The 26599-nt window shown below is 68.2% G+C and carries 25 protein-coding genes and 1 other RNA gene; 11 read left to right on the top strand and 15 right to left on the bottom strand.

The genetic code is table 11. The features are described 5' to 3' along the window. Positions 1 to 6: 6 nt before the first annotated feature. Positions 7 to 1134, bottom strand: a complete 1128-nt coding sequence (locus ACJASC_RS03500) for a CaiB/BaiF CoA transferase family protein (RefSeq protein WP_415143907.1) — start codon at positions 1132 to 1134, stop codon at positions 7 to 9. Between the two features lie 205 nt (positions 1135 to 1339). Between ACJASC_RS03500 and ACJASC_RS03495 the strand changes: the two genes are divergently transcribed. Continuing rightward, positions 1340 to 2980 carry a glycoside hydrolase family 13 protein gene (locus tag ACJASC_RS03495; protein ID WP_415143580.1) on the top strand — a complete coding sequence of 547 codons (1641 nt, stop codon included), beginning with the start codon at positions 1340 to 1342 and terminating at the stop codon, positions 2978 to 2980. Positions 2981 to 3031: 51 nt separating this feature from the next. On the opposite strand, the gene ACJASC_RS03490 is transcribed toward ACJASC_RS03495, so the two are convergent. Next, positions 3032 to 3913, bottom strand: a complete 882-nt coding sequence (locus tag ACJASC_RS03490; protein ID WP_415143578.1) for a DUF2189 domain-containing protein — start codon at positions 3911 to 3913, stop codon at positions 3032 to 3034. Between the two features lie 219 nt (positions 3914 to 4132). On the opposite strand from ACJASC_RS03490, the gene ACJASC_RS03485 reads away from it, so the two are divergent. Beyond that, on the top strand, positions 4133 to 4705 hold the full coding sequence (locus ACJASC_RS03485) for a cytochrome P460 family protein (RefSeq protein WP_415143576.1): 573 nt from the start codon (positions 4133 to 4135) through the stop codon (positions 4703 to 4705). 29 nt (positions 4706 to 4734) lie between these two features. On the opposite strand, the gene hemC is transcribed toward ACJASC_RS03485, so the two are convergent. Then, complete coding sequence (gene hemC, locus ACJASC_RS03480; RefSeq protein WP_415143574.1) at positions 4735 to 5679, bottom strand: hydroxymethylbilane synthase; 945 nt, start codon at positions 5677 to 5679, stop codon at positions 4735 to 4737. A 104-nt stretch (positions 5680 to 5783) separates the two neighbouring features. On the opposite strand from hemC, the gene hemE reads away from it, so the two are divergent. Beyond that, positions 5784 to 6836 (top strand): uroporphyrinogen decarboxylase, encoded by a 1053-nt coding sequence (gene hemE, locus ACJASC_RS03475; protein WP_415143572.1) that lies wholly within the window; start codon positions 5784 to 5786, stop codon positions 6834 to 6836. Here hemE and ACJASC_RS03470 read toward each other — a convergent pair. Next, positions 6833 to 7510, bottom strand: a complete 678-nt coding sequence (locus tag ACJASC_RS03470; RefSeq protein ID WP_415143570.1) for a DUF2270 domain-containing protein — start codon at positions 7508 to 7510, stop codon at positions 6833 to 6835. The two genes, hemE and ACJASC_RS03470, sit on opposite strands and share 4 nt — an antisense overlap. A 62-nt stretch (positions 7511 to 7572) precedes the next feature. Then, a complete protein-coding gene (gene hemF, locus ACJASC_RS03465; RefSeq protein ID WP_415143568.1) occupies positions 7573 to 8466 on the bottom strand; it encodes an oxygen-dependent coproporphyrinogen oxidase in 894 nt (297 codons plus the stop codon). A 98-nt stretch (positions 8467 to 8564) separates the two neighbouring features. On the opposite strand from hemF, the gene ACJASC_RS03460 reads away from it, so the two are divergent. Further along, positions 8565 to 8951, top strand: coding sequence for a hypothetical protein (locus ACJASC_RS03460; RefSeq protein WP_021694009.1), 387 nt, complete (start codon positions 8565 to 8567; stop codon positions 8949 to 8951). Positions 8952 to 8966: 15 nt separating this feature from the next. Here the strand turns inward: ACJASC_RS03460 and ACJASC_RS03455 are convergent, their stop codons facing one another. The 3 genes from ACJASC_RS03455 to clpS are packed head-to-tail and all read right to left on the bottom strand — an operon-like array spanning position 8967 to position 11188. Next, entirely contained in the window at positions 8967 to 9770 is an 804-nt protein-coding gene (locus ACJASC_RS03455; protein ID WP_021694008.1) for an SDR family NAD(P)-dependent oxidoreductase, read from the bottom strand. 25 nt (positions 9771 to 9795) lie between these two features. Next, entirely contained in the window at positions 9796 to 10806 is a 1011-nt protein-coding gene (locus tag ACJASC_RS03450) for a class I SAM-dependent methyltransferase (RefSeq protein ID WP_415143566.1), read from the bottom strand. A 43-nt stretch (positions 10807 to 10849) separates the two neighbouring features. Then, complete coding sequence (gene clpS / locus ACJASC_RS03445) at positions 10850 to 11188, bottom strand: ATP-dependent Clp protease adapter ClpS (RefSeq protein ID WP_415143905.1); 339 nt, start codon at positions 11186 to 11188, stop codon at positions 10850 to 10852. Positions 11189 to 11343: 155 nt separating this feature from the next. Between clpS and ACJASC_RS03440 the strand changes: the two genes are divergently transcribed. The 3 genes from ACJASC_RS03440 to ACJASC_RS03430 all read left to right on the top strand — a co-directional run bounded on the left by ACJASC_RS03440 (position 11344) and on the right by ACJASC_RS03430 (position 14653). Continuing rightward, positions 11344 to 12045: an HAD family hydrolase gene (locus ACJASC_RS03440; protein WP_415143564.1), complete on the top strand. Its 702-nt coding sequence runs from the start codon at positions 11344 to 11346 to the stop codon at positions 12043 to 12045. Between the two features lie 261 nt (positions 12046 to 12306). After that, positions 12307 to 13842 carry a D-alanyl-D-alanine carboxypeptidase family protein gene (locus tag ACJASC_RS03435; protein ID WP_415143562.1) on the top strand — a complete coding sequence of 512 codons (1536 nt, stop codon included), beginning with the start codon at positions 12307 to 12309 and terminating at the stop codon, positions 13840 to 13842. Positions 13843 to 13966: 124 nt separating this feature from the next. Then, the gene (locus ACJASC_RS03430) at positions 13967 to 14653 is read left to right on the top strand and encodes a fumarylacetoacetate hydrolase family protein (RefSeq protein ID WP_415143560.1); all 687 of its coding nucleotides are present in this window, start codon (positions 13967 to 13969) and stop codon (positions 14651 to 14653) included. A 65-nt stretch (positions 14654 to 14718) separates the two neighbouring features. Here the strand turns inward: ACJASC_RS03430 and ACJASC_RS03425 are convergent, their stop codons facing one another. From ACJASC_RS03425 to ACJASC_RS03405, 5 genes are all read right to left on the bottom strand, one after another. Further along, entirely contained in the window at positions 14719 to 16302 is a 1584-nt protein-coding gene (locus ACJASC_RS03425; RefSeq protein WP_415143558.1) for an ABC transporter ATP-binding protein, read from the bottom strand. Then, positions 16299 to 17423 (bottom strand): ABC transporter permease, encoded by a 1125-nt coding sequence (locus tag ACJASC_RS03420; protein ID WP_415143556.1) that lies wholly within the window; start codon positions 17421 to 17423, stop codon positions 16299 to 16301. The genes ACJASC_RS03425 and ACJASC_RS03420 overlap by 4 nt, the downstream gene beginning before the upstream one ends. Continuing rightward, positions 17424 to 18497, bottom strand: coding sequence for a microcin C ABC transporter permease YejB (locus tag ACJASC_RS03415; RefSeq protein WP_021694002.1), 1074 nt, complete (start codon positions 18495 to 18497; stop codon positions 17424 to 17426). It abuts the gene before it with no gap. Between the two features lie 18 nt (positions 18498 to 18515). Beyond that, positions 18516 to 20504 carry an extracellular solute-binding protein gene (locus ACJASC_RS03410; RefSeq protein ID WP_415143553.1) on the bottom strand — a complete coding sequence of 663 codons (1989 nt, stop codon included), beginning with the start codon at positions 20502 to 20504 and terminating at the stop codon, positions 18516 to 18518. A 179-nt stretch (positions 20505 to 20683) separates the two neighbouring features. Next, positions 20684 to 21202 (bottom strand): c-type cytochrome, encoded by a 519-nt coding sequence (locus tag ACJASC_RS03405; protein WP_021693999.1) that lies wholly within the window; start codon positions 21200 to 21202, stop codon positions 20684 to 20686. A 120-nt stretch (positions 21203 to 21322) separates the two neighbouring features. Here ACJASC_RS03405 and ACJASC_RS03400 point away from each other — a divergent pair, with 120 nt between their 5' ends. Then, positions 21323 to 22174, top strand: a complete 852-nt coding sequence (locus tag ACJASC_RS03400; RefSeq protein WP_415143551.1) for a prephenate dehydratase — start codon at positions 21323 to 21325, stop codon at positions 22172 to 22174. A 4-nt stretch (positions 22175 to 22178) separates the two neighbouring features. On the opposite strand, the gene ACJASC_RS03395 is transcribed toward ACJASC_RS03400, so the two are convergent. Together ACJASC_RS03395 and nudC are read right to left on the bottom strand one after the other, a co-directional pair. Next, entirely contained in the window at positions 22179 to 22643 is a 465-nt protein-coding gene (locus ACJASC_RS03395) for an SRPBCC family protein (protein WP_415143549.1), read from the bottom strand. A 58-nt stretch (positions 22644 to 22701) separates the two neighbouring features. Next, positions 22702 to 23652, bottom strand: coding sequence for an NAD(+) diphosphatase (gene nudC / locus ACJASC_RS03390; protein ID WP_415143547.1), 951 nt, complete (start codon positions 23650 to 23652; stop codon positions 22702 to 22704). Positions 23653 to 23833: 181 nt separating this feature from the next. On the opposite strand from nudC, the gene ACJASC_RS03385 reads away from it, so the two are divergent. From ACJASC_RS03385 to ffs, 3 genes are all read left to right on the top strand, one after another. Next, the gene (locus tag ACJASC_RS03385) at positions 23834 to 25726 is read left to right on the top strand and encodes a metallophosphoesterase (RefSeq protein ID WP_415143545.1); all 1893 of its coding nucleotides are present in this window, start codon (positions 23834 to 23836) and stop codon (positions 25724 to 25726) included. Next, entirely contained in the window at positions 25702 to 26361 is a 660-nt protein-coding gene (locus ACJASC_RS03380; protein ID WP_415143543.1) for an HAD family hydrolase, read from the top strand. Before ACJASC_RS03385 ends, ACJASC_RS03380 begins: the two co-directional genes overlap by 25 nt. Positions 26362 to 26407: 46 nt before the next feature. Next, positions 26408 to 26504: signal recognition particle sRNA small type (gene ffs, locus ACJASC_RS03375), an RNA gene on the top strand. Positions 26505 to 26599: the final 95 nt, after the last annotated feature.

Here is a 26599-nt window from a genome sequence, read left to right as displayed (position 1 = left end):
CTCGCCTCAGGGCGTGTCCTTCGCGTCATGCTCGCCCAGCGTCGGGGCGCGGCGGTCGAGCGAGAGAGAGCTTTCGGAGAAGCGCATCGGGCTGCGCAGACCCGGCACGCCGCCCGCATCGATCCGAAGGCCACGCGCGATCACCTGCGGGTCGGCAAAGACCTGATCGACGCGGTTGATCGGCCCGGCGGGCACCGTCGCGGCTTCGAGCGCGGCGAGCACGGCGTCGCGGCCCCATGCGGCAAAGGCCGTGCCCAGCGCCCCGGTGAGCGCCGCGCGGTTGGCCACCCGCGCCCCGTTCGAGGCGAAACGCGGATCGCCCGCCAACTCGGGCAGGCCCAGCACGCCGCAGGCGCGGGCGAATTGCCCGTCATTGCCCACGGCGAGGATCAGGTCCCCGTCCGAGGCCGAGAAGACCTGATAGGGCGCGATGTTGGGATGCGCATTGCCCAAGCGGCGCGGGGCCGCGCCGGTGGCGAAGAAGTTCATCGCCTGATTGGCCAGCACGCCAGTGGCGCAGTCCATCAGCGCCATGTCGATATTCTGGCCGCGCCCGGTGGTCTCGCGTGCCGCCAGCGCGGCCTGGATCGCGATGACGGAATAGAGCCCGGTGAAGATGTCGGTGAAGGCGACGCCGATCTTCTGCGGCTCGCCCTCGGGGTCGCCGGTCAGGTCCATGATCCCCGACATGCCCTGGATCAGGAAATCATAGCCCGCGCGGCTGGCATAGGGTCCGTCCTGCCCGAAACCGGTGATCGAGCAATAGACCAGTGCCGGGTTCGCGGCGCGCAGGCTTTCGTAATCAAGGCCATATTTCTTCAGCCCCCCGACCTTGAAGTTCTCGATCACCACGTCGGCCCCTTCGATCAGGGACCGGACGAGGGCCAGCCCCGCAGGCGTGCGGAAATCGGCGGTGACGCTCTTCTTGCCGCGGTTGCAGCCGTGGAAATAGGCCGCCGAGCGGTCGCCTTCCAACTCGATCCATGGCGGGCCCCAGCGGCGCGTGTCGTCGCCCTCGGGGGCCTCGACCTTGATCACCTCCGCGCCGAGATCGGCCAGCACCTGCCCGGCCCATGGCCCGGCGAGAATGCGCGCCAGCTCGACCACCCTGAGCCCCGCCAGCGGCGCCTGCATCGTGTCCTCGCCCATCACGTCCCTCCCCCGGTGGCCTCGCCGCGCACGCTAGCCGCGCCCCGGCAGGGCCGCAATGCGCGCCGCTTGGAACAACAAGGCGGCGATGGTTTCACGTGGAGCGTTCTTGCCTCCCCCTCCCGGGGGGCTTGCGCCCGGCTCGACTGGTGGCGAGGGTGCAAGGCGACCAAGCCCAAGGACAGCCCGAATGACCGATCCCGCCCCCTGGTGGCACGCCGCCACCGCCTATCAGATCTACCCGCGCAGCTTTTGCGACAGCGATGGCGACGGCATCGGCGACATCCCCGGCATCATCTCCAAGCTCGACCACCTCGCCGATCTCGGGATCGGCTTCGTGTGGCTGTCGCCAGTCTTTCGCAGCCCGATGGCCGACAACGGCTACGACATCTCGGACTACCGCGACATCGCGCCCGAATTCGGCACACTGGCCGACATGGACCGGCTCATCGCCGAGGCGAAGACGCGCGGCATCGGCATCGTCATGGACCTCGTGGTGAACCATTCCTCGGACGAGCACGAGTGGTTCCGGCAGGCGCGCCAGAGCCGCGACAACCCCTGTCGCGACTACTATGTCTGGCGCGATCCAGGTCCAGATGGCGGCGCGCCCAACGACCTGCAATCGAATTTCGGCGGCCCGGCCTGGACCTATGACGAGCGGACGGGCCAGTATTACCTGCACCTGTTCGACCGCAAGCAGCCCGACCTGAACTGGCAGAACCCCGAGCTGCGCGCGGCCATATACGACATGATGAACTGGTGGCTCGACCGGGGCGTCGCGGGCTTCCGGATGGACGTGATCGACCTGATCGGCAAGGACCCCGATGCCGGGATCACCGCCGACGGGCCGGACCTGCACCGCTTCATTCGCGAGATGCATGACGCCACGCTGAAGGGCCGCGACGTCGTCACCGTGGGCGAGGCGTGGAGCGCCACGACCGAAGGCGCGCTGAAATACTCGGGCCGCGACGCGGGCGAGCTGTCGATGGTGTTCCAGTTCGCGCATATCGTGCAGGGCTGGGACGAGGTGCATGGCAAGTGGCGGCCCAAACCCTTCGACCTGGTGGCGTTCAAGCGGGTGATGACCGAGTGGCAGGTGGCTCTGGCCGAGGATGGCTGGAACTCGCTGTTCTGGAGCAACCACGACCTGCCGCGCGCGGTGTCAAAATACGGCAATACCGAGCGCTTCCGGGTGGCTTCGGCCAAGATGCTCGCCACGGTGCTGCATATGATGAAGGGCACGCCCTACATTTATCAAGGCGAGGAGATTGGCATGACCAACGTCTCCTTTACCGACATCAACCAGTTCCGGGACATCGAGACGCTGAACTTCCACCGCATCCAGACCGCCGCGGGGGTGACGCCGGGCGATTTCCTCGACGGCGCCAATTCGAACGGCCGCGACAACGCGCGCACGCCGATGCAGTGGGACGCGGGGCATCAGGCGGGCTTCACCACGGGCGAGCCCTGGATCGAGGTGAACCCGAATCACGTCGCGATCAACGTCGCCGCCGACCGGGCGGACCCGGAGGGGATCTTTGACCATTACCGCGAACTGGCCGGGCTGCGCCGGGAGCTGGCGGTGATGCGCGAGGGCGATTTCACGCCCTACCTCGAGGATCATCCCAAGATCGTCGCCTATGCGCGGCGTCATGACGGCGCGCGGATTTCGGTGCTGGCCAATTTCACCGGCGAGGCTGTTGCTGTCGACGTGCCCGAGGGTCTCGCCCTCACCGGGCGGGCGATCAGCGCCAACTATCCGGGCCGAGACACGCTGACCGGCAGGGTTGAGCTGCGTCCCTTCGAGGCGGTGGCGATCCTCGAAGCCTGAGCCGTGACGGTGGTAGTGGTGGTGGCGCGGGCCGGTGGCCCGCGCCGTGCCTCACGCGGGTTCGACCGCGCGGCGGTAGAGATGCCACGTCGCATGGCCAAGGATCGGCAGAACGAAGATCAGCCCGACCAGCAGCGTCGCCATGCCGAGGCCGAGGCCCACCACGACGATCATGCCCCAGATCGCCACGCTGCGCGGGTTCTCGCGCGCCAGCCGGGTCGAAGCCCGGACCGCGCGACGCACGCCGACATGCCGATCGAGCAGCAGCGGAAACGAGATCGCCCCGATCACCAGCACGGAGGCGGCCAGCACAAAGCCGACCCCTGTGCCCACGACGATCATCGCCCAGCCCGGTGCGGTGGTCAGCGTGTCGCTGACGAAGGCTCCCGCTGAAACCGGCGGCTCGGGTCCCAGCGTGACCGCGTAGATGATCCAGGCCGCCAGCATCCAGACCACGAATATCGCAAGGAACAGCAGGCTCAGGGTCAGGATCGCGATGGCCGAGGGCGATTCGACGACCTTGAAGGCCGCCCCCCAGTTCGGATCACGACCCGCCTCGCGCCTGCGGCTCATCTCGTAGAGGCCGACGGCGGCGACCGGACCCAAAAGGGCGAAACCGGTGATCAGCGGCACCAGCAGCGGCAGCAGGTTCTCGTTCATCGCAAAGCGGATCAACACAAGCCCCGCCAGCGGATAAACCACGCACAGGAAGATCACGTCGGAGCGGAACGCCTTGAAATCCTCGTAGCCCGCGCGCAGCGCCGCCTTGAGGTCCGCCACCTCGATGCGTCGCAGTCGGATCGGCGCGGTGTCGCGCCCGATGGTCTCGCGCGCGCCTTCGCCCAGATGGTGCGAGCCCGCGCCCAGAACGTGCCCCGCCCAGCTGAGCGGATTGCCGATGGTCTTGTCGATATGGCCGTCGGACTTTGCCATGATGCCGTCCTCCCTGATCACCAAGGGACGGCCCCGCCCGGCCCGGATGCGCCGCAGCGGGGTCATCCGGATGGGACGATCCTAGCACGGATTCGCGGCGATGGCTCTCACCCGCGCGTGTGCGGGGTTACAAAGCGTCGAGCAGTCGTGATCCGACGTGACCCCGCCACCGGTCGCATTGGCGTAGGCTGGCCCCATTCGGTGATGAGGGAGGTAACGATGACCATGAAGTTGACGACGGCGAAGTTGATGATGGCGGCGGCGTTCGGGGCGGGGCTGGCCGGACCGGCGATGGCGCAGGACGCGCCGAATTTCGGGGGCGACGAGGATCAGGCCTATGCGCAGCAGGTCTGGCAGGCGATGGTCGACCAGAACCTCGCAGGCGAAGGCGCGATCATGTCCTTTCCCTATCCCGGTACCGATCCGCACGGGATGATGCTCGAGACCTTCTATTCCCGCGCGACGATCGACGGTCATGACGGCGCGCTTGTGGTCAAGCGCAACTACGGACCCGAAGGGGTGACGGTCGACGATGTGCTGGGCGCCCCCGCCGAGCATCTGGGCGCGGTGACGGTGATGTTCCGGCGCGAGGCGGGATATGACGACGAGACCGGCAACTGGTTCTATGCCAAGTACCTGCCCGACGGTTCGCTCGACGCCAATCCGAACGGCGTGGCGCTGGCGGGGCTGGTGGGCAAGAATGCCGAGGCCGGCTGCATCGCCTGTCACCAGAACGCGGGCGAAAACTATCTCTTCACCACCGATGCCGATCTGGGCGCGACGATGGAGTGAGACGGGCCGGGGGCCGCGACGTGCGGCCCCTATTCCGCGAAGAAGCCCGGTCCGGCGCGGCCCAAAAGCCGCTTGCCCATCTCGTGGCCCAGCGCCGCGCCATCGGCGACGGCGCAGTCCCCGGCGTCGTCCAGCACCTCCGAACCATCGGGGCGCAGGATCTCGCCGCGCAGGCGCAGCGTGCCGCCCGACAGCTCGGCGAGCCCCGCGATCGGCGTCTGGCACGATCCGTCGAGTGCGGCGAGAAAGGCGCGCTCGGCGGCGAGGCGCTGCGCCGTCTCCTCGTGGTGGATCGGCTCCAGCAGCCCCGCCACGCGGCTGTCGTCGCCGCGCCGTTCGATGCCGATCGCCCCTTGGGCGATGGCGGGAAGCATCTCCTCGGTGCCGATGGCGCGCGCCGGCACGCTGTCGATCATGCCCAGCCGGCTGAGCCCTGCCATGGCGAGAAACGTCGCCTCGGCTACCCGATCCTCAAGCTTTTGCAGGCGCGTCTGCACGTTGCCGCGAAACTCCACGACGTTCAGGTCGGGCCGCCGCGCGAGGATCTGCGCCTTGCGCCGCAGGCTCGAGGTGCCGACCGTGGCGCCCTGCGCCAGATCCGGGATCGCGCCGTGATTCAGGCTGACGAAGGCGTCGCGCGGGTCCTCGCGGGTCAGGTATCCGTCGAGCACCAGCCCGCCGGGCTGTTCGACCGGCATGTCCTTCATCGAATGCACGGCGATGTCGATGTCGCCCGACAGGAGCTGTTCCTCGATCTCCTTGGTGAACAGCCCCTTGCCGCCGATCTGGCTCAGCGGACGGTCGATCACCCTGTCGCCGGTGGTGCGGATGATCACCACTTCGAAGGCTTCGTACGGCAGGTCCCAGGCCTGGGCCAGCAGCGCGCGCGTCTCGTTGGCCTGCGCAAGCGCCAGCGGCGAGCCGCGGGTGCCGATGCGCAGGGGCTTGGCGGGGGAGGGAAGTTCGCGGGTCATGCGCCAATCTCTACGCCCGGGCCGGAGGCGCGGCAACCGCGACCGCCCGTCGCGCCCCCGCCCGCGCGGCTTGACTTTGCGGCCCCGCAGCGGGACGAGGTGGCATGACCCATGTCCCCACCCCCCCGTCAAAGCTCCTGCTGCGCGCCCTCGCGGGCGAAACCCTGCCCGTCCCGCCGATCTGGATGATGCGGCAGGCCGGACGCTATCTGCCGGAGTACCGCGCCACGCGGGCGCAGGCGGGCGACTTCCTGTCGCTGTGCTACAACCCCGATCTGGCCGCCGAGGTGACGCTGCAGCCGATCCGCCGCTATGGCTTCGACGCCTCGATCCTGTTCGCCGACATCCTGCTCGTGCCGCAGGCGCTGGGCCTCGACCTGTGGTTCGTCACCGGCGAAGGCCCGCGCCTGTCTCCGATCACCGAAAAGGGCGGCGTCGCGGCGCTCAAGCCCGCCGACGCGATCCACGAGCACCTCGCCCCGGTCTACGAGACGGTGCGGATCCTCGCGCGCGAGCTGCCCTCGGAGACGACGCTGATCGGTTTCGCGGGCGCGCCCTGGACCGTGGCCACCTATATGATTGCCGGGCGCGGCACGCCCGACCAGGGCCGGGCGCATACGCTCAAGGATGAGAACCGGCCCGAGTTCGAGGCGCTGATCGACCGGATCACCGAGGCCACGATCGAGTATCTCTCGGCGCAGGTCGAAGCCGGGGCCGAGGTGGTCAAGCTGTTCGACAGCTGGGCCGGGTCGCTCAGGGACGACGATCTCGACCGCTACTCGATCGCGCCGATGGCGCGGATCACCGCCGAACTCAAGGCGCGCCATCCCGGCCTGCCGGTCATCGCCTTTCCACGCGGAGCGGGAGAGCGCTTCGTCGATGCCGCGCGCGCCATCGGCGCCGATTGCATCGCGCTCGACGACGGGGTGAGCCCCGAATGGGCCGCCGAGCACGTGCAGCCGATCGCTTGCGTGCAAGGCAATCTCGCCAGCCGCCACATGGTGACGGGCGGTCAGGAACTGATCGACGAGACGCGGCGCATCCGCGGCGCGTTCTCGGGCGGCCCGCATGTGTTCAACCTCGGCCACGGCATCACCCCCGATGCCGATCCCGAGAACGTGGCGCTGATGATCGAGACGCTGCGCGAGACGCGTTAACCCATGCCGGTCGGGCGCTGGGTCGAGCCCCAGCGCCGCCGGTCATGATGCCAGCTCTGCAGCGCCCAGCCGCTCCAGGCCAAGACGTAGAACCCGCCCGCCGCCAGAACGATCAACCCCGGCACCGGGCCGATGGCGGCGCGGTCCACGAACATCTCAAACCCTTCCACCGGGGTCGGGTGCACGATCAGCTTGCCGATATAGGCCGCCGCCTGAATCAGCAGGATCCACAGGTAGTTGCGCCTGATCCGGCGGCCCACCGAGATCCGGAACGACACGTGGTAGCGCGGCACCCAGTAATCCTCGGCCAACTCGCGCTGCCAGCCCTCGCCCAGCCGCAGATTGCCGTCCTGCAGGAGCGGCGCGTAGAAATGCGTCTCCATCCAGCGGCAGCGCGCGCGCCAGACGTTGAAGTAGCGGTAGCGCCGCGCCTCCAGCATCAGGAAGAACAGGATCAGGATGCCGACGAGCACGAGAGGCAGCGGCGACGCCTCGCGCGAGGCGAAGGCGATCGAGAGCGCGATGCCGAGCGTCACCACCGCCCAGTTGGTCGTGGTGTCGAGCCGGGTGCGCCAGATCGTGGAGCGATAGACCTCGCCGCGCCACAGATGCGCCAGCGCACCGATTTCGGCCGAGGTCATCTCTCGCTGTGCGTCGGCCTCGTGTCTCACCATGGCGCGGTCCTCCCGCACCCATCTGACACGGGCGCGGGCAGGCGGTCAAAGCCCTTGGAAGATCAGGCCCATTTCGCCAGAGGCGGCAGGCTCATCAACACCGCGTCGGGGTCGTGCCCGGTGGCGAGGCCGAACTTGGTGCCGCGATCATAGACGAGGTTGTATTCGGCATAGAGGCCGCGGTGACGCAGCTGCGTGTCCCTGTCGGCCTCGTCCCACGGGGTGGCGCGGCGCGCTTCGGCCAGCGGCAGCCAGGCTGGCAGGAAGGCGCGGCCGATGTCGCGGGTCAGTTCGAAATCGGCGCGCCAGTCGCCAGTGCAGCGGTCGTCCATGAAGACGCCACCGACGCCGCGCGCGCGCTTGCGGTGCGGGATATAGAAGTACTCGTCGGCCCAGGCCTTCAGACTGGGATAGAGATCGGCCCCGTGCGGGTCGAGATGCGCCTTCAGCGTGTCGTGGAAATGCGCCGTGTCCTCGGGGTATTCGATGCAAGGGTTGAGATCGGCGCCGCCGCCGAACCACCATGCACCCGGCGTCCAGAACATGCGGGTGTTCATGTGCACCGCCGCAGCGTGCGGGTTCTGCATATGTGCGACGAGGCTGATCCCGCTTGCCCAGAAGCGCGGGTCGTCCTTGATACCGGGCACGCCGCGCGCCGCCATGGAGGTCTGTGCCGCCTGCCCCAGCGTGCCGTGAACCGTCGAGATGTTGACGCCGACCTTCTCGAACACCCGACCGCCGCGCATCACGCACATGCGCCCGCCGCCTGCGTCCTGGCCATCCTCGCCGGTGCGCCGCGTCGGCGTCACCTCGAAGCGGCCCGGCGCGTGGTCGGAGAGCGGGCCTCGGGAATGGCTTTGCTCCAGCGCCTCGAAGGCGGCGGCGATTTCGCCCTGCAGCGCGGCGAACCAGCCGGCTGCCTCGTCCTTTTCGGTCTTCATGGCCTGCGAGGTCATGCGCGCCCCCTGCTATTGAATATCGCCCGCGTCTAGCATCCTCTCGAACGACCCGCCATGCGACCCGCTGGCCCGACCGATTCGACCGGAGATACACGATGCGCCCCGCCCTGTTCCTCGTCCTGCCCCTCGTCCTCGCCGCCTGCGCCACCCCGCGCGAGAGCTGCCTTTCCTCGGTTGGTCAACAGGGCCGGGTGATCGACGCGCTGATCTCGCAGACCCGCGGCAACGTCGCCCGCGGCTATGCGATCGAGGAGCGCGAGGAGCTGCGCACCCGCCGCGAACTGTGCGAGTTCCGGCGCGACGACGGCTCGATCGGTCGCCGCTTTTGCAACAGGACCACCGCCGAGGATGTCCGCGTGCCGGTGACGATCGACATCGAGGCCGAGAAGGTGAAGCTCGACCAGCTTCTGGCACGTCGCGAGGCGCTTATCCCCGCCGAGGCCACGGCGAAGGCGCAATGCGTGGCGCGCTACCCCCAATGACCGGGCGATGCGGTTCTAATGCGCGGCGACGTGCGAGGGATCGATGAGACTGCGTCCGCCATCCACCGTGATCACCTGCCCGGTAACGAAGGCCGAGGCGTCGGAGGCGAGGTACTGCACCGCGTCCGACACCTCGCTGGCGCTGGCGATGCGGCCGAGCGGCGTGCAGTGCAGGATCGCCTCGCGAATCTCGTCATGCTCGGACAGCGACTGCTTGAGCGAGGCGCTCATCACCGAACCGAAGGCCACGGCGTTGACGCGGATGCGCTTGGGCGCCAGCGCCACCGCCATCGAACGGGTCATCTGGTCGAGCGCCGCACAGCTCACCGAATAAGCGAGCAGTTGCGGATGGGTGAGCCGCGCCGCGATCGAGCTGAGATTTATGATCGAGCCCAAGGGCGCGTCGCTGTCGGGGTCGGCCTGCTTGATCATGCGCCGCGCCGTCGCCTGGCTGAGCCGCAGCGCCGACATGAGGTTCTGATCCAGCAGCCGTTCGACCGAATCATCCTCCGGGTCGAAGGGATCGGAGACCCGCACCTGCCGCGCCGCGTTGACGAGAATGTCGATGCGGTCGAAAGCGTCGATGGTGAAGGACAGAAGGTTGGTGATGGTCAGCCGCTCGCGCAGGTCGCCTGCGAAATGGCGCACCGGGCCATCGGCCTCGCGCAGCACCGAGGTCTCGCGCTCGAGCGCGGCCTCGTCGCGGTCGACGAAGACGACGTTGGCGCCCGCCTCGACCATGGCGCGGGCGATGGCGAGGCCGACGCCATGCGCGGCCCCGGTCACGATCGCGGTCTTGCCGGCGATGGAAAAGCTCATGACGGTCTCCGGGGAAAGGAACGTGTCAGCGGGGTTTCTTGTCGGTGGGTTTGAGCGGCCGGATCGCGTGGAACAGCTTGAAGGTTCCGTCGCCGCCGATCTCCTCGACCGAGCGGAAGCTTTCGCGCAGGCTCGCCTCGTAAGGCAGATGCCGATTGGCGACCATCCACAGCTGCCCCGACGGGGCCAGCATCCGCGCCGCCGCCACGATGAAGGCGCGGCCCAGCGCGGGGTCGGCGGCGCGGCCCACGTGGAACGGCGGGTTCGAGACGATCCCGTCATAGAGATGATCGGGCTTGAACCGGGTGACGTCGGCCCAGTGGAAGGCGGCGCGCGGATCGGTCACGTTGCGCCGCGCGCAGTCGAGCGCCAGCTTCTCGGCCTCGACCAGATCGATCGACTTCACGCCGTCGCGCTCAAGCACCGCGCGCGCCAGATAGCCCCAGCCCGCCCCGAGATCGGCCATGCGCGAGGGCAACTTGCCGGGCAATGCCGCCGCCAGCATCTGCGAGCCGCGATCCGGCCCATCGGCCGAGAAGGCGCCCCATTGCGTCACAAAGCCACCATCGACCGGCGCCGGTGCGGGAGCGGTCCAATCCGAGATGTCGACCGCGGCGGACTCGAACCAGAAGAGCCGCCCATGCGCGCGGGTCACGCAAGGCAGATCGCCGGTGCGCGTGCGCATCTCGCGCCACAGACTGTCGACCCCATCGGTCTTCTGGCCGTCGACGATCACCAGAGGGGCCAGCGCCGCCGCCTGCGCCAGCATGGCGCGCGCTAGCGGCTTGGAGCGCGGCACGAAGACCACAGCGGCGCCAGCGGGGTCGGTCTCGGCCTCCGCCTCGGCCTCGGAGACGGTCCAACCTTGCGCCTCCCACGCGTCGATGTCGGGGCGAAACCCGTGCAGGATTCGGGTGCGATCCTGGGGCAGCGCCGAAAGATCGGTTCCGGCAGCGGGACGCAGCGCGAGAATCTTGCCTTCGGGCAGCACGAGCGCGCCGCTCTCGATCGCGGTGGTCAGGCGGGCATCGGCCATGGGCACTCCGGGGACAGGGGTTGGAACAAGGGCATCGGGGCCCCTATTCCCTTTCCATCGTGCATTGCAACGGGTGCTGGTGCCGCTGGGCGAAATCCATCACCTGCGCCACCTTGGTTTCGGCGATCTCGTAGGAGAACACGCCGACCACGGCGAGCCCCTTCTTGTGCACGGTCAGCATGATCTCGAAGGCCTGCGCGTGGCTCAGCCCGAAGAACCGCTCGAGCACATGCACGACAAATTCCATCGGCGTGTAGTCGTCGTTGAGGATCAGCACCTTGTAGAGGGGCGGACGCTTGGTCTTGGGGCGTGTCTCGACCTTGACGCCGGTCAGGTCGTCGCCGTCGTCGCCACCGCCGGGCCCCGCCATGCGCGCCGTCATCTGCGTCACCATTCGCGTCGTCGTGCCTTGCATCGTCATCCGCTTTCCGACCATCTCGGCTTGGGCCCCGCTGCGTTGCCAATCTCGCTCTGGCTCCGTTATATAAGCGCCCCGTGCCCGGTGAAAAGCCCGGCCCTTGCCGTGGAGCGCCGCAGATGCCGGATCGTTGGACCATAGCCTTCGACGCAGACGACACGCTTTGGCACAACGAGCGTTTCTTTCGCTCCACCCAAGCCCGCTTTGTCGAGCTGTTGCGCGATCATGCGCGAGAGGACCGACTGCGCGAGCGGCTGCTCGCGGCGGAGCGCCGCAACCTCGGGCGGTACGGCTTCGGGGTGAAGGGATTTGTCCTGTCGATGATCGAAACCGCGATCGAGGTCAGCGAGGCGCGCGTGCCCGCCACCGCGATCGGCGAGATCATGGATCTGGGCCGCGAGATGCTGGCGCATCCGATCGAGCTTCTGCCCGGCGTCGAGCAGGCCATCGCGGCGTTGTCGGACGAGGCACGGCTGGTGCTCGTCACCAAGGGCGACCTGCTCGATCAGGAGCGCAAGCTGGCGCAGTCGGGCCTTGGCGAGGCATTCGAGGCGGTGGAAATCGTGTCCGACAAGACCGCGCCGGTCTATGCCGCGATCTTTGCCCGCTACGCGATCCGGCCCGACCGCGCCGTGATGGTGGGCAATTCGCTGAAATCCGACGTGCTCCCGGTGATCGAGGCGGGCGGCTGGGGCGTGTATGTCCCCTCAGAGACGACATGGGAGCTCGAGCACGCCGAGCCCCCTGAGGCGCATCCGCGCTTCCGCCGGATCGACAGCCTCGTCGCACTTCCCGCCATGGTCGCCGAACTTCGCGCCTGAGACCGGCGAAGAAATCCTTGCCTGAGGCTTTTGCGCCACGCCCCTCACGAGGGGCCTCCGGCGCAGGTCCCTGTCGGCGTTGCACACCTTAGGTATAGGGCGAGTCGCGCGGTGCGGCTTCGCCCGATGCCTGAAGACAACGGGCAAAGTATTTGGAAACATATCTGTTTTCGTGACGCCACGTTTGTGTTAGTTTTCGAAACATAAACGAGGTGACCGCGACAAGACGGTCGCCCACGAGGCAAGATAAAGGGCAATCACGTGAGCAGTCGTCTGTTGCGGACGGCCCGGATCGGGCTGTTTCTAATCACCACCCTTACGGCGGGTATCACCATCGCCACCGGCGCGCTTGCCGCGCCCTACGCGGCGATGGTCGTGGACGCCAAAACCGGGGCCGTCATCCACGAGGAAAACGCCGACACCCGTCTGCACCCCGCCTCGTTGACCAAGATGATGACCCTCTACATCGCCTTTCAGGCGATCCAGCGCGGAGAGATCTCTCTCGATTCCGAGATCGCGATTCCCGCCTATGCCGCCGCCCAGCCCCCCTCGAAGCTGGGGCTGCGCACCGGCCAGAAGATCAAGTTCCGCTACCTGCTGCGCGCGGCGGCCGTGAAGTCCGCCAACGACGCCGCCTCTTCCATCGGCTTTGCCATATCGGGAAGCGAGGAGGCCTTTGCCAAGCGGATGAACGCCACCGCTCAGGCGATGGGCATGCGCAACACGACCTTCGTGAACCAGCACGGGCTGACCCACCCCAACCACCTGTCGAGCGCGCGCGACATGACGGTGCTGGGCCGACACATGATTTACGATTTCCCGCAATATTATAACCTGTTCTCGCGCCGCTCGGCCGATGCCGGCATGAAGCAGGTCAACAACACCAACCGCCGGTTCCTCGACGCCTACAAGGGCGCTGACGGCATCAAGACCGGCTTCACCAATGCCGCAGGCTACAACCTCGTGGCCTCGGCGCAGCGCGGCGATCGCCGGATCATCGCCACCGTCTTCGGCGGCACCTCGACCGCGAACCGCAACGCGCAGGTGATGAAGCTTCTCGACAAGGGGTTCGCCAGCCAGCCGGGACAGGCCGCCCCGGCGCAGGCCCCTGCCCTCGTCGCCGCCGCCCCGGCGCTCAGGCCGACCAGCGGCGCGCATACGATTCGCGTGACCGGCGTGGTCCGGCGCAGCCTGCGTCCGCAGCAGCGTCCCGGCACTGCTGCCGCCGCGCCGGTGCTGGTCGCCACCGCGTCCGGCATCGAGGACGCGCTCGCCGCGGCGCTGCTCGTCTCCTCGTCGCCCTCGGCCACGACCCAGCCCGAGTCCGCCCCCGCCCGTGTCTCCGTGGCGGCCGCCATCGCGCCCGCCGCGCCGGTCACGGAGCTGAGCGACATGGCGCCCGCGACCGCCGAGCTTTTCGCCGAGGCCGGGATCACCCCCGAGACCACGCCGGAGGCGCGCCCAACCGAGATGATCATGACCGCCGCCGCGATCGCGCCGGTCGATGCGTCGCGGATGCAGGCAGTCCCCGAGGTGGTGACCCGCGTCTCGACCTCCGGCGGCAGGCTCTGGGGCATCAATGTCGGTCGCTACAACAGCCGCGGTTCGGCCGAGCGCATCCTAATCCAGACCGCGCTCAACGAGCCGGGCGCGCTCGACGGGGCGCTGCGCCGGGTGACCCAGCGCGCGGGCGGCTATGACGCCAACTTCATGGGCCTCACCAACGAGGCCGCCGATCTCGCCTGTCGCCGCCTGCAGGCGCGCGGCGCGATGTGTTTCATGATCGGGCCGTCCTGAGCCTCCTTCCTCCCGGGCTCGTCACGACCCTATCGGCGCCGCGTTTTCCTCCCGGAACGCGGCGCCGTCTTGTTTTCGGGGCCATGCTTGCGTTTGATGGCCCTCGCCTTGATCCGGAGCCCGCATGACCCGTCTCGCCATCACCCCCCCTGCCCCACCGCGTTTCGCCACCACCGATCCTTCGGTTGAGGTCGGGCTGCACCGGATCTTCTGCGTCGGGCGCAACTATGCCGCCCATGCCCGCGAGATGGGCCATGACGACCGCGAGCCGCCGTTCTTCTTTTCCAAGCCCGCGAGCGCTGCCGTCGCCTCCGGCGCGACGCTCTCCTACCCGCCCGCGACCTCGAACCTGCACCACGAGGCCGAACTGGTCGCGCTGATCGGCACGGGCGGCACCGACATCCCGGTGGAGCAGGCGCTCGACCATGTCTGGGGCTACGCCGCAGGCAACGATCTGACCCGCCGCGACCTGCAGGCCGAGGCCAAGGAGATGCGCCGCCCCTGGGACATGGCCAAGGGCTTCGACGCCTCGGCGATCCTTGGACCGTTCCACCCGGCCTCCGAAGTCGGCCATCCCTCCAAGGGGCGAATCACCGCGCATGTGCAGGGCGAGCTGCGGCAGGAAAGCGACCTGTCGGACATGATCTGGACGGTGCCCGAGATCGTGGCGCACCTGTCGCGGCTGGTGACGCTGTGCCCCGGCGACCTGATCATGACCGGCACCCCAGACGGGGTGGGCTCGGTCGCGCCGGGACAGGACTGCGTCGTGGCGATCGAGGGCCTGGGCGAGGCCCGGTTCCGCTACGCCTGACCGGCGGCCTTCGCTCTCGAGTGCCTTCGATGAGCCTGGCCGCCTCCTGCGGGGCGGGCCAAGGTTCAGAACGCCGCTGCCATCAGCTCGCGCGTATAATCGGTCTTGGGGGCGTCGAAGATCTCCGCCGCCGGACCTGCCTCGACCACGTCGCCGTTCTTCATCACCATGACCTTGTGGCTAAGCGCACGCACGACCTTGAGATCGTGGCTGATGAAGACATAGGCGAGGCCGTATTTGCGCTGCAGGTCGCGCAGCAGATCGACGATTTGCACCTGCACCGTCATGTCGAGCGCCGAGGTCGGCTCGTCGAGCACGATGAGGCGCGGCCGCAGGATCAGGGCGCGGGCGATGGCGATGCGCTGTCGCTGGCCGCCGGAGAACTCGTGCGGGTAACGGTCCATTGCCACGGGGTCGAGCCCGACTTCGCGCATGATCTCGGCCACCATGTCGCGCCGGTCGCGGCCCTTTTCGACACCGTGCACGCCCAGACCCTCCGAGATGATCTGCGATACGGTCATGCGCGGCGAGAGCGATCCGAACGGGTCCTGGAACACGATCTGGATCTCGGAGCGCAGCGGCCGCATCCGGCGCTCGCTCAGTCCCTGGATCTCCCGCCCGTCGAACAGAATGCGTCCTTCCGAGCCGATGAGCCGCGCCATGGCGAGCGCCAGAGTGGTCTTGCCCGAGCCGCTTTCTCCCACCACGCCCACGGTCTCGCCCGCGCGCACCGAGAGCGTCGCGTCGTTGACCGCCTTCACATGGCCCACCGTGCGTTTGAGCAGGCCGCGATGGATCGGAAACCAGATCTTCAGGCCCTTGGTCTCGGCAACGACGGGGGCGGCCTCCGGCACCGGGTCCGGCAGGCCGGTCGATTCGGCTTCGAGCAGCATCCGCGTGTAGCCGTGATGCGGGTTGGCGAAGATCTCGGCGGTCGGCCCCTGCTCGACGATTTCGCCATCCTTCATGACGCAGACCCGGTCGGCGATGCGCCGCACGATGCCGAGATCATGGGTGATGAACAGCATCGACATCGCGCCGTCGCGCTTGAGCTCGGCCAGCAATTCGAGGATCTGCGCCTGGATCGTGACATCGAGCGCGGTCGTCGGCTCGTCGGCGATGAGCAGGTCGGGCCCGTTGGCGAGCGCCATGGCGATCATCACCCTCTGCCGTTGTCCGCCCGAAAGCTGATGCGGATAGGCGCCGAGCCGGCTCTCGGGATCGCGGATGCCGACCCGGGTCAGAAGCTCGATGATGCGGGTCCGCACCGCTGCGCCCCGCAGACCCTGATGTAGCTCGATCGATTCCGACAGCTGCCGCTCCAGCGTGTGCAGCGGGTTGAGCGAGGTCATCGGCTCCTGGAAGATGAAGGAGATGTCGTTGCCGCGCACCCGGCGCAGATCGGCCTCCGGCGCGCCGACCATCTCGCGGCCCTCGTAGCGCACCGACCCCGACAGCTCCGCCGTCTCGCCCAGAAGCTGAACGGTCGAGAGCGCCGTGACCGACTTGCCCGAGCCGCTTTCGCCGACCAGCGCCACGGTTTCGCCGCGCGCCACGGTGAAGGAGACGCCGCGCACCGCCGGGATCAGCGCGCCGTCCTGCCGGAAATTCACCTTCAGGTCGCGCACATCGAGAATCGTGTCGGTCATGAAAAGGTCTTCCTCGGGTCGAAGGCGTCGCGCACCCCCTCGAAGATGAACACCAGAAGCGACAGCATGATCGCGAAGGTGAAGAAGGCGGTGAAGCCGAGCCATGGCGCCTGCAGGTTCTGCTTGGCCTGAAGCGTCAACTCACCAAGCGAGGGCGCCGATGACGGCAGGCCGAAGCCGAGGAAGTCCAAGCTCGCCAGCGTACCGATCGCGCCGGTGACGAGAAAGGGCAGCATCGTGACCGTCGCCACCATGGCGTTGGGCAGCATGTGGCGGAACATGATCTTGCTGTCCGACACGCCGAGCGCGCGCGCCGCGCGAATATATTCGAAGTTGCGCGCGCGCAGGAATTCCGCCCGCACCACGCCGACGAGAGCGGGCCAGCCGAACAGCACCGTGAGGAAGACCAGAAGCCAGAAACTTCGTCCCAATATCGCGAAGACGATGATGATCACGTAAAGCGAAGGCGTGCCGGTCCAGATCTCGATGAAGCGTTGGAAGATCAGGTCGGTCCAGCCGCCGAAATAGCCCTGCACCGCGCCTGCAACGATGCCGATGAGCGACGAAGCCAGCGTCACCAGAATCGCGAAGACGATCGACAGGCGAAAGCCATAGATGACGCGGGCGACGACGTCGCGCTTGGTGTCGTCTGTGCCGAGCCAGTTGGTTTCGGAGGGCGGCGCGGGGGCGACGCCGGGCACGTCGACGATGGTGTCGTAAGCATAGGGGATCGGCGGCCAGATCAGCCAGCCCTTCTCGAACTCCGACATGTCATTGGCCACGAGCGGCAGCGTCTCGCCCGCCTCGGCCGCCGCCATGATCTCGCGCGGGGCATCGAAGCAGTCGGTGAGCCCGCCGGTGGCGATCAGACACTGCACCTCGGGGTCCGAATAGGCGGCTTCGGTCGGGAAATCGCCGCCGAAATCCTGTTCGGAATAGAAGCTCACGATCGGGCTGCGGATCTCGCCGCGATAGCTCACGAGAAGCGGTCGGTCATTGGCCAGAAGCTCCGCGAAGAGGCTCAGTCCGAACAGGATCGAGAAGATCACGAGCGACCAGAGCGCCCGGCCGTTGCGCTTGAAATTGCGCCAGCGGCGCGCGTTGAGCGGCGACAGCGCCATTCAGCCTCTCCGTTCGAAGTCGATGCGCGGATCGATCAGCACATATGTGAGGTCGGTCACGATGCCGACGATCAGTCCCAGCAGCGAAAAGGCGAAGAGCGTGCCGAACACCACCGGGTAGTCGCGCGCCACCGCCGCCTCGAACCCGAGACGCCCCAGCCCGTCGAGCGAGAACAGCGTCTCGATGATCAGGCTGCCGCCGAAGAACACGCCGATGAACAGCGCCGGAAAACCCGAGATCACGATCAGCATCGCATTGCGGAACACGTGGCCGTAGAGCACGCGGCGTTCAGGCAGGCCCTTGGCCCGCGCAGTCATCACATACTGCTTCTTGATCTCGTCGAGGAACGAGTTCTTGGTCAGCAGCGTCAGCGTGGCGAAGGCCGAGATGGTCGAGGCCAGTACGGGCAGCGCGATGTGCCAGAAATAGTCGAGCAACTTGCCGATCAGCGACAGGCTTTCCCAATTGTCCGAAGTGAGCCCGCGCAATGGGAAGATGCGCCAGTATGAGCCGCCCGCGAAGAGCACGATCAAGAGGATCGCGAAGAGAAAGCCCGGGATCGCGTAGCCGACGATGATCGCGCCGGAGGTCCATGTGTCGAAGGACGAGCCGTCGCGCACCGCCTTGCGGATGCCCAGAGGGATCGAGATCAGGTAGGCCAAGAGCGTCGACCACAGCCCCAGCGTGATCGAGACCGGCATCTTTTCGAGCACAAGGTCGATCACCGAAATCGAGCGGAAGTAGCTCTCCCCGAAATCGAAGCGCATGTAGTTCCACATCATGGAGAGGAACCGCTCGAGCGGGGGCTTGTCGAAGCCGAACTCGCGCTCGAGCTCGGCGATGAACTCGGGCGGCAGGCCCCGCGCCCCGATATAGTCGCTGTCGCCGCCCTGGCTCACCTCGCTGCCGCCGCCGGCAAAGCTCTCGAACACGTCTCCACCACCCTCCATCTGGGCGATGATCTGCTCGATCGGGCCACCGGGCACGAACTGCACGAGGGCGAAGTTGATAATCATGATCCCGAGCAGGGTCGGAATCACGAGCAGCAGTCGTCTGAGGATATAGGCGCCCATGCGGTCGGAAGCTCTCCCTTATCGCAGCGCGCCGGCGGCGCGCAGCTTGTCTGCGGCTTCGGCGTCGTACCACCAGAAATCCATCTCGCCCAGAGCGAGCGGCGGGATGGTCTCGGGATGGCGGTACTGGTCGTAATAGGCGACGGTGTGGATGTCCTTGTACCATTGCGGCACCCAGATCATCTCGGCGCGCAGCACCCGATCGAGCGCATGTGTCGCGGTGGTCAGATCCTCGAACGAACTTGCGTCGATCACCGTCTTTATCAACCGGTCCACCGCCGCGCTGCGCAGCCGCATCAGGTTGCGCGAGCTGTCGTCGGCGGTCTTGGAGGCGTACCACTGCTCAAGCTCGATGCCCGGCTCGAACCCCATGCCAAAGGTGTGGTTCACGAGGTCGAACTGGCCCGAACGGGTGCGCTCCACGTATTGCGAGGTGTCGACCCGCTCCAGCACGCCCTTCACGCCGAGCCGCGTGAGGTTCTCGATGAAGGGGTTCACGACGCGGTCGAATTGCGGGCTGACCTGCAGGAACACCAGTTCGAGCACCTCGCCGTCCTTTTCGCGCAGGCCGTTCGCGCCGATGGTCCAGCCCGCCTCCTCGAGAAGCTGCCCGGCGCGGCGGTAGGTGCCCCTGTCGGGGGTGTTGGCGGCCGCGTCGAGCACGGGCGCGCGGCGCACCTCGTCGGTCAGGATGCTCTCGGGCAGCAGCCCCTCATCCACCAGCGGCGCGAGAATCGCGCGTTCGCCCTCAGACGGCGTGCCGGTCGCTTCGAGATCGGAGTTCTCCCAGAAGCTGTCGACCCGCTCATAGAGCCCGTAGAACAGCGACTCGTTGGACCATTCGAAGTTGAACATCATGCCGATGGCTTCGCGGACACGGGGGTCCTGCCAAGTCGGATCGTCGAGGTTGAAGACGAAGGCCTGCGCCCCGGCGATGGTGCCGTCGGCGATCTCCTCGGTCTTGACCCAGCCCTTCTGGATCGCCGGAAAGTCGTAGCCCGTGGCCCAGTCCTTGGACGAGTTCTCGACCCGGAAGGTGTATTCGCCCGACTTGAACCCCTCGAAGGCGGCGGCACTGTCGGCGAAATACTCGATCCGGATGGTGTCGAAATTGTTGCGCCCGATGTTGAACGGATGCTCGGCGCCCCAGAAGTTCTCGTTGCGGCCATAGACGATGCGCCGATTGATGTCGAAGCTCTTCATCTCGTAGGGGCCGGTGCCGAGGAACGGCTCTTGCGTGCTTTCGTCTATGCGCGCGCCGGTCTGTTCGAACCACTCCTTCGAAAAGGCCACCGTGCCGCCGGCAAAGCCGATCACGTCGCGGCGCGGCGCCTCATCGGCGAAGGTGAACTTGATCCGGTGCGGCCCTAGCACCTCGACGCTTTCGAGAAAGCCCTCGACCACGTTGCGATATTCGAGAATGCCCTGTTCGAGGAACAGCTCGTTGGTGAATTTCAGATCCTCGGCGGTCATCGGCGTGCCGTCGGCAAAGGTCACGTCGTCGCGCAGGTTGAAGATGACCCAGTCACGGCTTTCGGGATATTCGAGCGTGGTACAGAGATAGCAATACGTGCCGTAGGGATCGTCGGCCACGGAGGTCATGATCCGCTCGTGCGGAAGCGAGTTGAGCGCGGCGGCGACGCCTTGGCGCGAATAGGAATTGAAGCTGTCGAAGGTGCCCATCGCCCATTCGCTGATCTCGCCGCCCTTGGGGGCATCGGGGTTGACGTAGTCGAGATGGGTGATGTCGGGGCCGTATTTCAGATCGCCGAAATTGGTGTAGCCGTGGCTGACGATGACACCTTCCTCGCCCGGCGCCTCGCCTGCCCCGCCCGTCTGCTGCGGCAGGGCGACTTGCGGCAGGATCACGCGCGGGCCCTCCTGCGCCCCGGCGGGCTGCGCCGCGAACAGCGCGGCCATGGCCAGCGCGGAGCCGGTGGTCCACAGGCGCGGGTCGAAGCGGGCGCGGGTCCGCGGGACGGCTTGAAGGGGACGGCGGGTCTGCATCTTGCGCTCCTCATGACGAAACGGCCTCGTCGGGCGAGGCTAGCGGGGCAAGCGCCTGACGTTCAAGGCGAGATTGCGTGAGCGGCGCGTGTCCGCCGTGTCGCGGGCGGGGGGTCGGAACGCGAAAAGAGCCGCCCTTTCGGAGCGGCCCCTTCGACAGCGGCGACGATCGCGCGGGATCAGCCGCCGATGGTCGCGAGATAGGCGATCAGGTTGGCCCGGTCCTCGGCGTCCTTGAGACCGTTATAGGTCATCTTGGTGCCCGGCGCGTAATCGCGCGGCGCGGCGAGGAAACCGTCGAGGTTCTCGGGCGACCAGACATCGGCCACGGCCTTGAGCGCGCCCGAATAGCTGTAGCCCGGATAGGCGCCGACTTCGCGATCGACCACGCCATGCAGCGAGGGGCCGGTGCCGTTCACGCCCTCTTCGAGCGCGTGGCAGGAGCGGCAGTTGCGCCACACACCTTCGCCGGCCCCGGCGTCGGCAGAGGCGTAGATCTCCTCGAAGGGCACGGCCTCCTCTTGGGCGCCGCCGCCCTCGCCGCCCTCTTCGACCGGGATGGAATAGGCCTGGGCGACTTCGCCATGACCGCCGCCGCCGCTATAGATGATGTCGGCGGCCCAGCCACCAAGGAGGAAGACCAGCAGCGTGCCGCAAAGGCCGCCAACGACCTTGGTCAGGGTCATCGTGTCGAACATGTCGCGTTCCATTCCGTTCGGCGTTTCGGGGGTATGTATCCGCTTCCCGCGCAATGTTGCAAGGTATAGTCCCGCGACGAATTGCCCTTATGGGGACGCCTGTTCAGGGGAGGATCTGCCGTGGCCGGTCGCATCGCATTTCAGGGGGAACTCGGCGCCTACGGGCATCAGGCCTGCGCCGAGGCGCGGCCCGACATGGAGCCGCTGCCCTGCACCACCTTCGAGGACGCGATCGAGGCCGTGCGCAAGGGCGCCGCGGATCTCGGCATGATCGCGGTCGAGAACTCGACCTATGGCCGGGTCGCCGATGTGCATCACCTTCTTCCCGAAAGCGGGCTGCACATCATCGACGAGGCTTTCGTGCGGGTGCATATCAACCTGCTCGGGGTCCGGGGCGCACGGCTGAACCAGATCGAGACCGCGACCAGCCACACCGTGCTTCTGGGCCAGTGCCGGGGCTTTCTGCGCGAGCATTCGATCACGCCGCATACCGGCGCCGATACCGCCGGATCGGCCCGCGCCATCGCCGAGCTGAACGACCCGCGCCACGCCGCGCTGGCCTCCGAGATCGCGGCCGAGATCTACGGGCTCGACGTGCTGGCGCGCCACATCGAGGATCACGCGCGCAACACCACGCGGTTTCTGGTCATGTCGCGCGAGCCCGACCTCAAGCGGCGGGGCAAAGCGGGGATGATGACCAGCTTCATGTTCCGGGTGCGCAACATCCCGGCCGCGCTCTACAAGGCGATGGGCGGCTTTGCCACCAACGGCGTCAACATGACCAAGCTCGAAAGCTATATGGTCGGCGGCCAGTTCACCGCGACGCAGTTCTATGCCGAGATCGAGGGCCATCCCGACGACCGCAACGTCCAGCTCGCCTTCGACGAACTGGACTATTTTACTGACAGCATCCGGCTGATGGGCGTGTTTCCGACCGCGCCGCGCCGACACGAGCAGGTGCCGCGCGGCTGAGGCATCAACCCGCGCGCCGCGCCCAGCGCGCCTCGATTTCACGGGCATAGCCCTCGAGCCGCCCCGAAAGACGGGTTTCGAGCGAACTGCGCGCCAGCTTGAGCGACTGCAGCACCAGCCGCCCGGGCATCGTGCGCGGCTCGAGCCGGACCGACAGGCCGAGATGGCTGCCGCCATTGCCGTCGGATTCGGCCTCGACCCGCACGATGATCCCCACGCCCGAGCTTTCACCCTGCACCGTGTAGTCCTGCGGCGCGTCGAAAGAGATGACGCGCGCGGCGATGTCACGCTCGCGGCCCATCAGCGGAACCGAAGCGTTCCAGCTGCGGCCCAGCGGCGCGGGACCGCCCTCCTTGCGCAGCTCGACGCCGCGCCGCAGTGCCTGCCGCTCGAAGGCGGTGAAATCGCTGGCCTGCTCGAAGACGAAGTCCCGCGGTGCGGCGACGGCCTTTTTCGACGTGAGTTCCATGACGCTGCCTCGATCTGCCTCGCCGGGCGCCTGTTCGCCCGGCGGCCCGGTTCTCGCGTCAATCGAGCCGCCCCGCAAGCCAGTTCCACATCAGATGCCGGGCAATGGAGCCCTTGAGCGGCGCGCGGATCTGCGCGTCCTCGCCTGCGAAGATCCGCGCCAGCCGCTGCCGCGACACCCAATGCGCCGCCGCGATCTCGACGGGATCGGGCCGCAGGACCGGGCGCTCGGACCCCGACACCTCGCCTTGGCAGCCGATCATCAGCGAAGCCGGAAAGGGCCATGGCTGGCTCGCCACGTAGCGCACCGACCCGACCGTGACGCCCACTTCCTCGAGCACCTCGCGGCGCACCGCCGCCTCGACCGTCTCGCCCGGTTCGACGAACCCCGCCAGCACCGAATGCATGGCCTCGGGCCAGGCGGGGGCGCGGCCCAGAAGCACCGCGTCGCCATGCGTCACCAGCATGATCACCACCGGGTCGGTGCGCGGGAAATGCGGCGTGCCGCAGGCCGGGCAATCGCGCCGCCAGCCCGCCTGTGCCAGGACGCTCGGGCCGCCGCAGCGCGCGCAGAAGCGGTGCGAGTCGTGCCAGTTCAGCACCGCGCGCGCCATCGCCGCCAGCTCCGCATCGCGCGGGTCCAGCGTTGCCATGGTGCCGCGCAGTTCGGCGAAACCAGCCTGTCCGAGACAGGGATGGACCACGGCTTCGGCCGGGTCGGCCGCCTCCGGCGCGCCGGGCCAATCGGCGATCGGCCGCGCGAGGATCGCCGCCCCCGCCGAGTCGCGCCCCAGCAGCACCGCCGCCTCCGGCGCGCCGTCGAACAGCGCATGATCCGGCGGCAGGCCCGTGAGCCGCCCTTCCTCCAGCAGCACCCGCCCCCGCCACAGGGGCAGGACCCTTGTGCCAGGCTGCGCCACAAGCGCCGCCACGGCGCGCGAATCACCGCGGATCTCGGCCGCGCGATCGAGCCCGCCGCCGCCGAAGATGATGTCGTCCAGCGGCCCCATGCCTATCCTTTCGCGCGTGTGACCGCAGTGACGCTGCGGCGTTCGCCACAGTGCGCAACGTCGCGCCGTTGTAAAGCTGTCCAGCCGCGCCGCCGCCACCCTAGGTTGCCGAAAGCTCCGCGGGCCGACCGTTGGACGGGGTTCGGAGGATATGGAGCATGCGGACCGAGGGGGTATGGCGGTGAGGGATGGCAGCGAGTCGATCGCGCTCAGGCTGTTATGCACCACGGATCTGCACGGGCATGTGCTGCCTTGGGACTACCTCGCCGGTCGCCGCGATCCGCGCATCGGCCTGTCGCGCCTCGTGCCGCTGATCCGGGCGCATCGGCTTCGCCAGCCCAATGTTATGCTGTTCGACAATGGCGATTTTCTTCAGGGCAATCCGATGACGGATGCCGAAACCGAACGGCTCGCACAGGGAGGGCCCGGGCCGCATGCCGTGGTGGCGGCGATGAACGCGCTGGATTACGACGCGGGCACGTTGGGCAACCACGAGTTCAATCAGGGCCTTCCGGTGCTGCGGCGGGTGCTGCGCGGCTTTGGCCACCCCCTCACCTCCTCGAACCTCACGCTCGCGCCTGGGTCCGGTGCGCCGCTGGTGCCGCCCGGCCTGTTGCTGCGCAGGCGGCTGACGCGGCGCGATGGTCGGCAGGCGCTCTTGCGGATCGGCGTCATCGGGGTCGCCCCCCCGCAAACCGCCGAATGGGACAGGCTCCGGCTCGGCGGTCAGCTTCTGGCCGAGGACATGGTGCTCGCGGCGCGGCGGCAGGCGGCGGAGCTGCGCACGCGCGGGGCCGACATCGTCGTGCTTCTGGCCCATAGCGGCCCCGGTGTGGCCCGGCCCCAGCAGGGCGCGGAGAACGCGGGGCGCGCGCTCGCCGCACTGGCGGACATCGACGCGCTGTTCCTCGGGCATACGCACAGCCTGCTGCCCGACCCGCAGCGCGCCGGAAGCGAGCCCGCGTTCGCGCGTCCGACGGCGCAGGCCGGACGCTTCGGCAGTCATCTGGGGGTGATCGACCTCGACCTGTGGCGCGCCGCGCCCGGCGCGCCGTGGCACAGCCGGGGCGCGGGCCGGATCGAGGCACCGACCGCGCGCGGCTGCGACGCCGCCACGGCCCTGCCGGTGCGACGCGCGCATCGCGCGGCGCTGGCGGCGCTGCGTCGGCCCGTCGGCCACAGCACCTTGCCGATCGACAGCCATTTCGCCCTGGTGGCTCCCGACCGTTCCCTGCAGCTCGCTGCCGATGCGCTGCGGGCGGCGGCGCAGCGGATGCTCAAGGGGCGCGCGGAGGCGGCGCTGCCGCTGCTGGTTGCCGTCAGGCCGTTTTGCACCGGGGGCCATGGCGGCGCCGGGCACTACCTGTCCCTTCCCGCGGGCATGCTGACCGAGCGCCACCTGCAGGCGCTGCATCCGCATCCCGACCGGCTGTGCCTGACGGTGGTGGACCGCGCGGCGCTGCTCGACTGGCTTGAACGCGGCGCGGCGCTGTTCTGCCGGGTGCTGCCCGGTCGCCGCGATCAGCCGCTGATCGATCCTTCGCGCCCGCCCTACGGGTTCGAGGTGATCGACGGGCTCGGCTGGCGCATCGATCCCAGCCGCCCCGCCGGGCAAGGGCGGGTCGGCGATCTGCGCCACGAGGGCCGTCCCGTCGGGCCGGCCGACCGCTTCGTCATCGCCATGACCAGCCATCATCTGGGGGGCGACGGACCGCTGCCGCGGCGGCTTCGGGCGGGCCAGCTGCCGATCGAGGGGCCGCTTCTGCGCGAGGCGCTGCGCGCGCATCTGGTCACCGGCCCGGTAACGCCCCGGCCCCGGCCCTCGTGGCGCTTTGCCGCCCTGCCCGGCACCGCCGCGTGGTTCGACGCGCCGCCGGAGGCCCGCAAGGCCGCCGCAGGGGTCGCCTCGCGGCAGATCACACCGGTCGGCCCCGCCGATGACGGCTACCACCGGTTCCAGTTGCGATTCGGCCCGGAGGGTGTGGCCCATCCCATCGACTCGGGGCCGAGGCTTGGCTATGGCGGTCCCGCCAGAACAAGGACGCCCCGATGCCCCGCCGCTATGACGCCGTGATCTTCGACCTCGACGGCACGCTGGTCGACACCGAAACCCTGTGCAACGCCGAGGCGCTGGAGGCCCTCCGCGTGCAGGGCATCGAGATCGATCCCGGCTTTTTCGAAAGCCTCGCGGGCGTGCATGACGCGCGCCGGATCGAGCTGATCCGCGACCACATCGACCAACCGCTCGACGCCGAACGTTTCCTCGAGGACTGGGATGCGCGGGTCGATGCGCGCCTCGCGCCGGGGCTGTCGCTCAAGACCGGGGCCGAGGCGTTGATCGCGCAGATCGCCGGGCTCGGCCTGCCAATGGCGATCGCCACCTCGTCGCGCCGCGCACCGGGGCTGAGCAAGATCCGCGCGGCGGGTCTCGACGCGCATGTCGACACCATCGTCACGGTGGACGACATCGAGAACGCCAAGCCTGCCCCCGACGCCTATCTTGAAGCCGCCCGACGACTCGGCGCCGACCCCGCCCGTTGCATCGTCTTCGAAGACAGCGACACCGGCGCCGAGGCTGGAAAGGCCGCCGGCATGGTGGTCGTGCAGGTGCCCGAAACCTCCGGCACCAAGGGATCGCACGCCACCCACCTCGTCCAGGGGCTGATCGAGGGCGCGCGCGCCGCCGGTCTCCTGCCGCTGCCGGCGTGACCGGTCGGGCTTGCGTCCCGGCGCGGCCTTGCCTATATCGCTTTTCGAGAGGTTGGCGCGGGCGAGCGCCTCGCCAACCCGGTCAGGTCCGGAAGGAAGCAGCCGTAACGAGCCCCGCTTGGGTCGTTGTCCAGCCTCTCACCTACCCACCCGCACCACGGAGGACATCATGCAGATTGTGATCGCCCTCCGGGCCGGGGCCGCCTGAGCCGCCCCTTGCCCGACGCGACGCCGCCCG

The sequence above is a fragment of the Limimaricola cinnabarinus genome (assembly GCF_047631075.1).
GTDB classification, from domain to species: Bacteria; Pseudomonadota; Alphaproteobacteria; order Rhodobacterales; family Rhodobacteraceae; genus Limimaricola; species Limimaricola cinnabarinus.
Note: the sequence above shows the minus strand (reverse complement) of the source record. Positions and strands in the feature narration are given on the sequence as shown.

Coding starts and splice junctions, on each gene's coding strand:
- ACJASC_RS03500 (WP_415143907.1), bottom strand. CDS start 1,134: ATGCAGGCGCCGCTGGCGGGGCTCAGGGTGGTCGAGCTGGCGCGCATT.
- ACJASC_RS03495 (WP_415143580.1), top strand. CDS start 1,340: ATGACCGATCCCGCCCCCTGGTGGCACGCCGCCACCGCCTATCAGATC.
- ACJASC_RS03490 (WP_415143578.1), bottom strand. CDS start 3,913: ATGGCAAAGTCCGACGGCCATATCGACAAGACCATCGGCAATCCGCTC.
- ACJASC_RS03485 (WP_415143576.1), top strand. CDS start 4,133: ATGACCATGAAGTTGACGACGGCGAAGTTGATGATGGCGGCGGCGTTC.
- hemC (WP_415143574.1), bottom strand. CDS start 5,679: ATGACCCGCGAACTTCCCTCCCCCGCCAAGCCCCTGCGCATCGGCACC.
- hemE (WP_415143572.1), top strand. CDS start 5,784: ATGACCCATGTCCCCACCCCCCCGTCAAAGCTCCTGCTGCGCGCCCTC.
- ACJASC_RS03470 (WP_415143570.1), bottom strand. CDS start 7,510: ATGGTGAGACACGAGGCCGACGCACAGCGAGAGATGACCTCGGCCGAA.
- hemF (WP_415143568.1), bottom strand. CDS start 8,466: ATGACCTCGCAGGCCATGAAGACCGAAAAGGACGAGGCAGCCGGCTGG.
- ACJASC_RS03460 (WP_021694009.1), top strand. CDS start 8,565: ATGCGCCCCGCCCTGTTCCTCGTCCTGCCCCTCGTCCTCGCCGCCTGC.
- ACJASC_RS03455 (WP_021694008.1), bottom strand. CDS start 9,770: ATGAGCTTTTCCATCGCCGGCAAGACCGCGATCGTGACCGGGGCCGCG.
- ACJASC_RS03450 (WP_415143566.1), bottom strand. CDS start 10,806: ATGGCCGATGCCCGCCTGACCACCGCGATCGAGAGCGGCGCGCTCGTG.
- clpS (WP_415143905.1), bottom strand. CDS start 11,188: ATGACGGCGCGCATGGCGGGGCCCGGCGGTGGCGACGACGGCGACGAC.
- ACJASC_RS03440 (WP_415143564.1), top strand. CDS start 11,344: ATGCCGGATCGTTGGACCATAGCCTTCGACGCAGACGACACGCTTTGG.
- ACJASC_RS03430 (WP_415143560.1), top strand. CDS start 13,967: ATGACCCGTCTCGCCATCACCCCCCCTGCCCCACCGCGTTTCGCCACC.
- ACJASC_RS03425 (WP_415143558.1), bottom strand. CDS start 16,302: ATGACCGACACGATTCTCGATGTGCGCGACCTGAAGGTGAATTTCCGG.
- ACJASC_RS03420 (WP_415143556.1), bottom strand. CDS start 17,423: ATGGCGCTGTCGCCGCTCAACGCGCGCCGCTGGCGCAATTTCAAGCGC.
- ACJASC_RS03415 (WP_021694002.1), bottom strand. CDS start 18,497: ATGGGCGCCTATATCCTCAGACGACTGCTGCTCGTGATTCCGACCCTG.
- ACJASC_RS03410 (WP_415143553.1), bottom strand. CDS start 20,504: ATGCAGACCCGCCGTCCCCTTCAAGCCGTCCCGCGGACCCGCGCCCGC.
- ACJASC_RS03405 (WP_021693999.1), bottom strand. CDS start 21,202: ATGTTCGACACGATGACCCTGACCAAGGTCGTTGGCGGCCTTTGCGGC.
- ACJASC_RS03395 (WP_415143549.1), bottom strand. CDS start 22,643: ATGGAACTCACGTCGAAAAAGGCCGTCGCCGCACCGCGGGACTTCGTC.
- nudC (WP_415143547.1), bottom strand. CDS start 23,652: ATGGGGCCGCTGGACGACATCATCTTCGGCGGCGGCGGGCTCGATCGC.
- ACJASC_RS03380 (WP_415143543.1), top strand. CDS start 25,702: ATGCCCCGCCGCTATGACGCCGTGATCTTCGACCTCGACGGCACGCTG.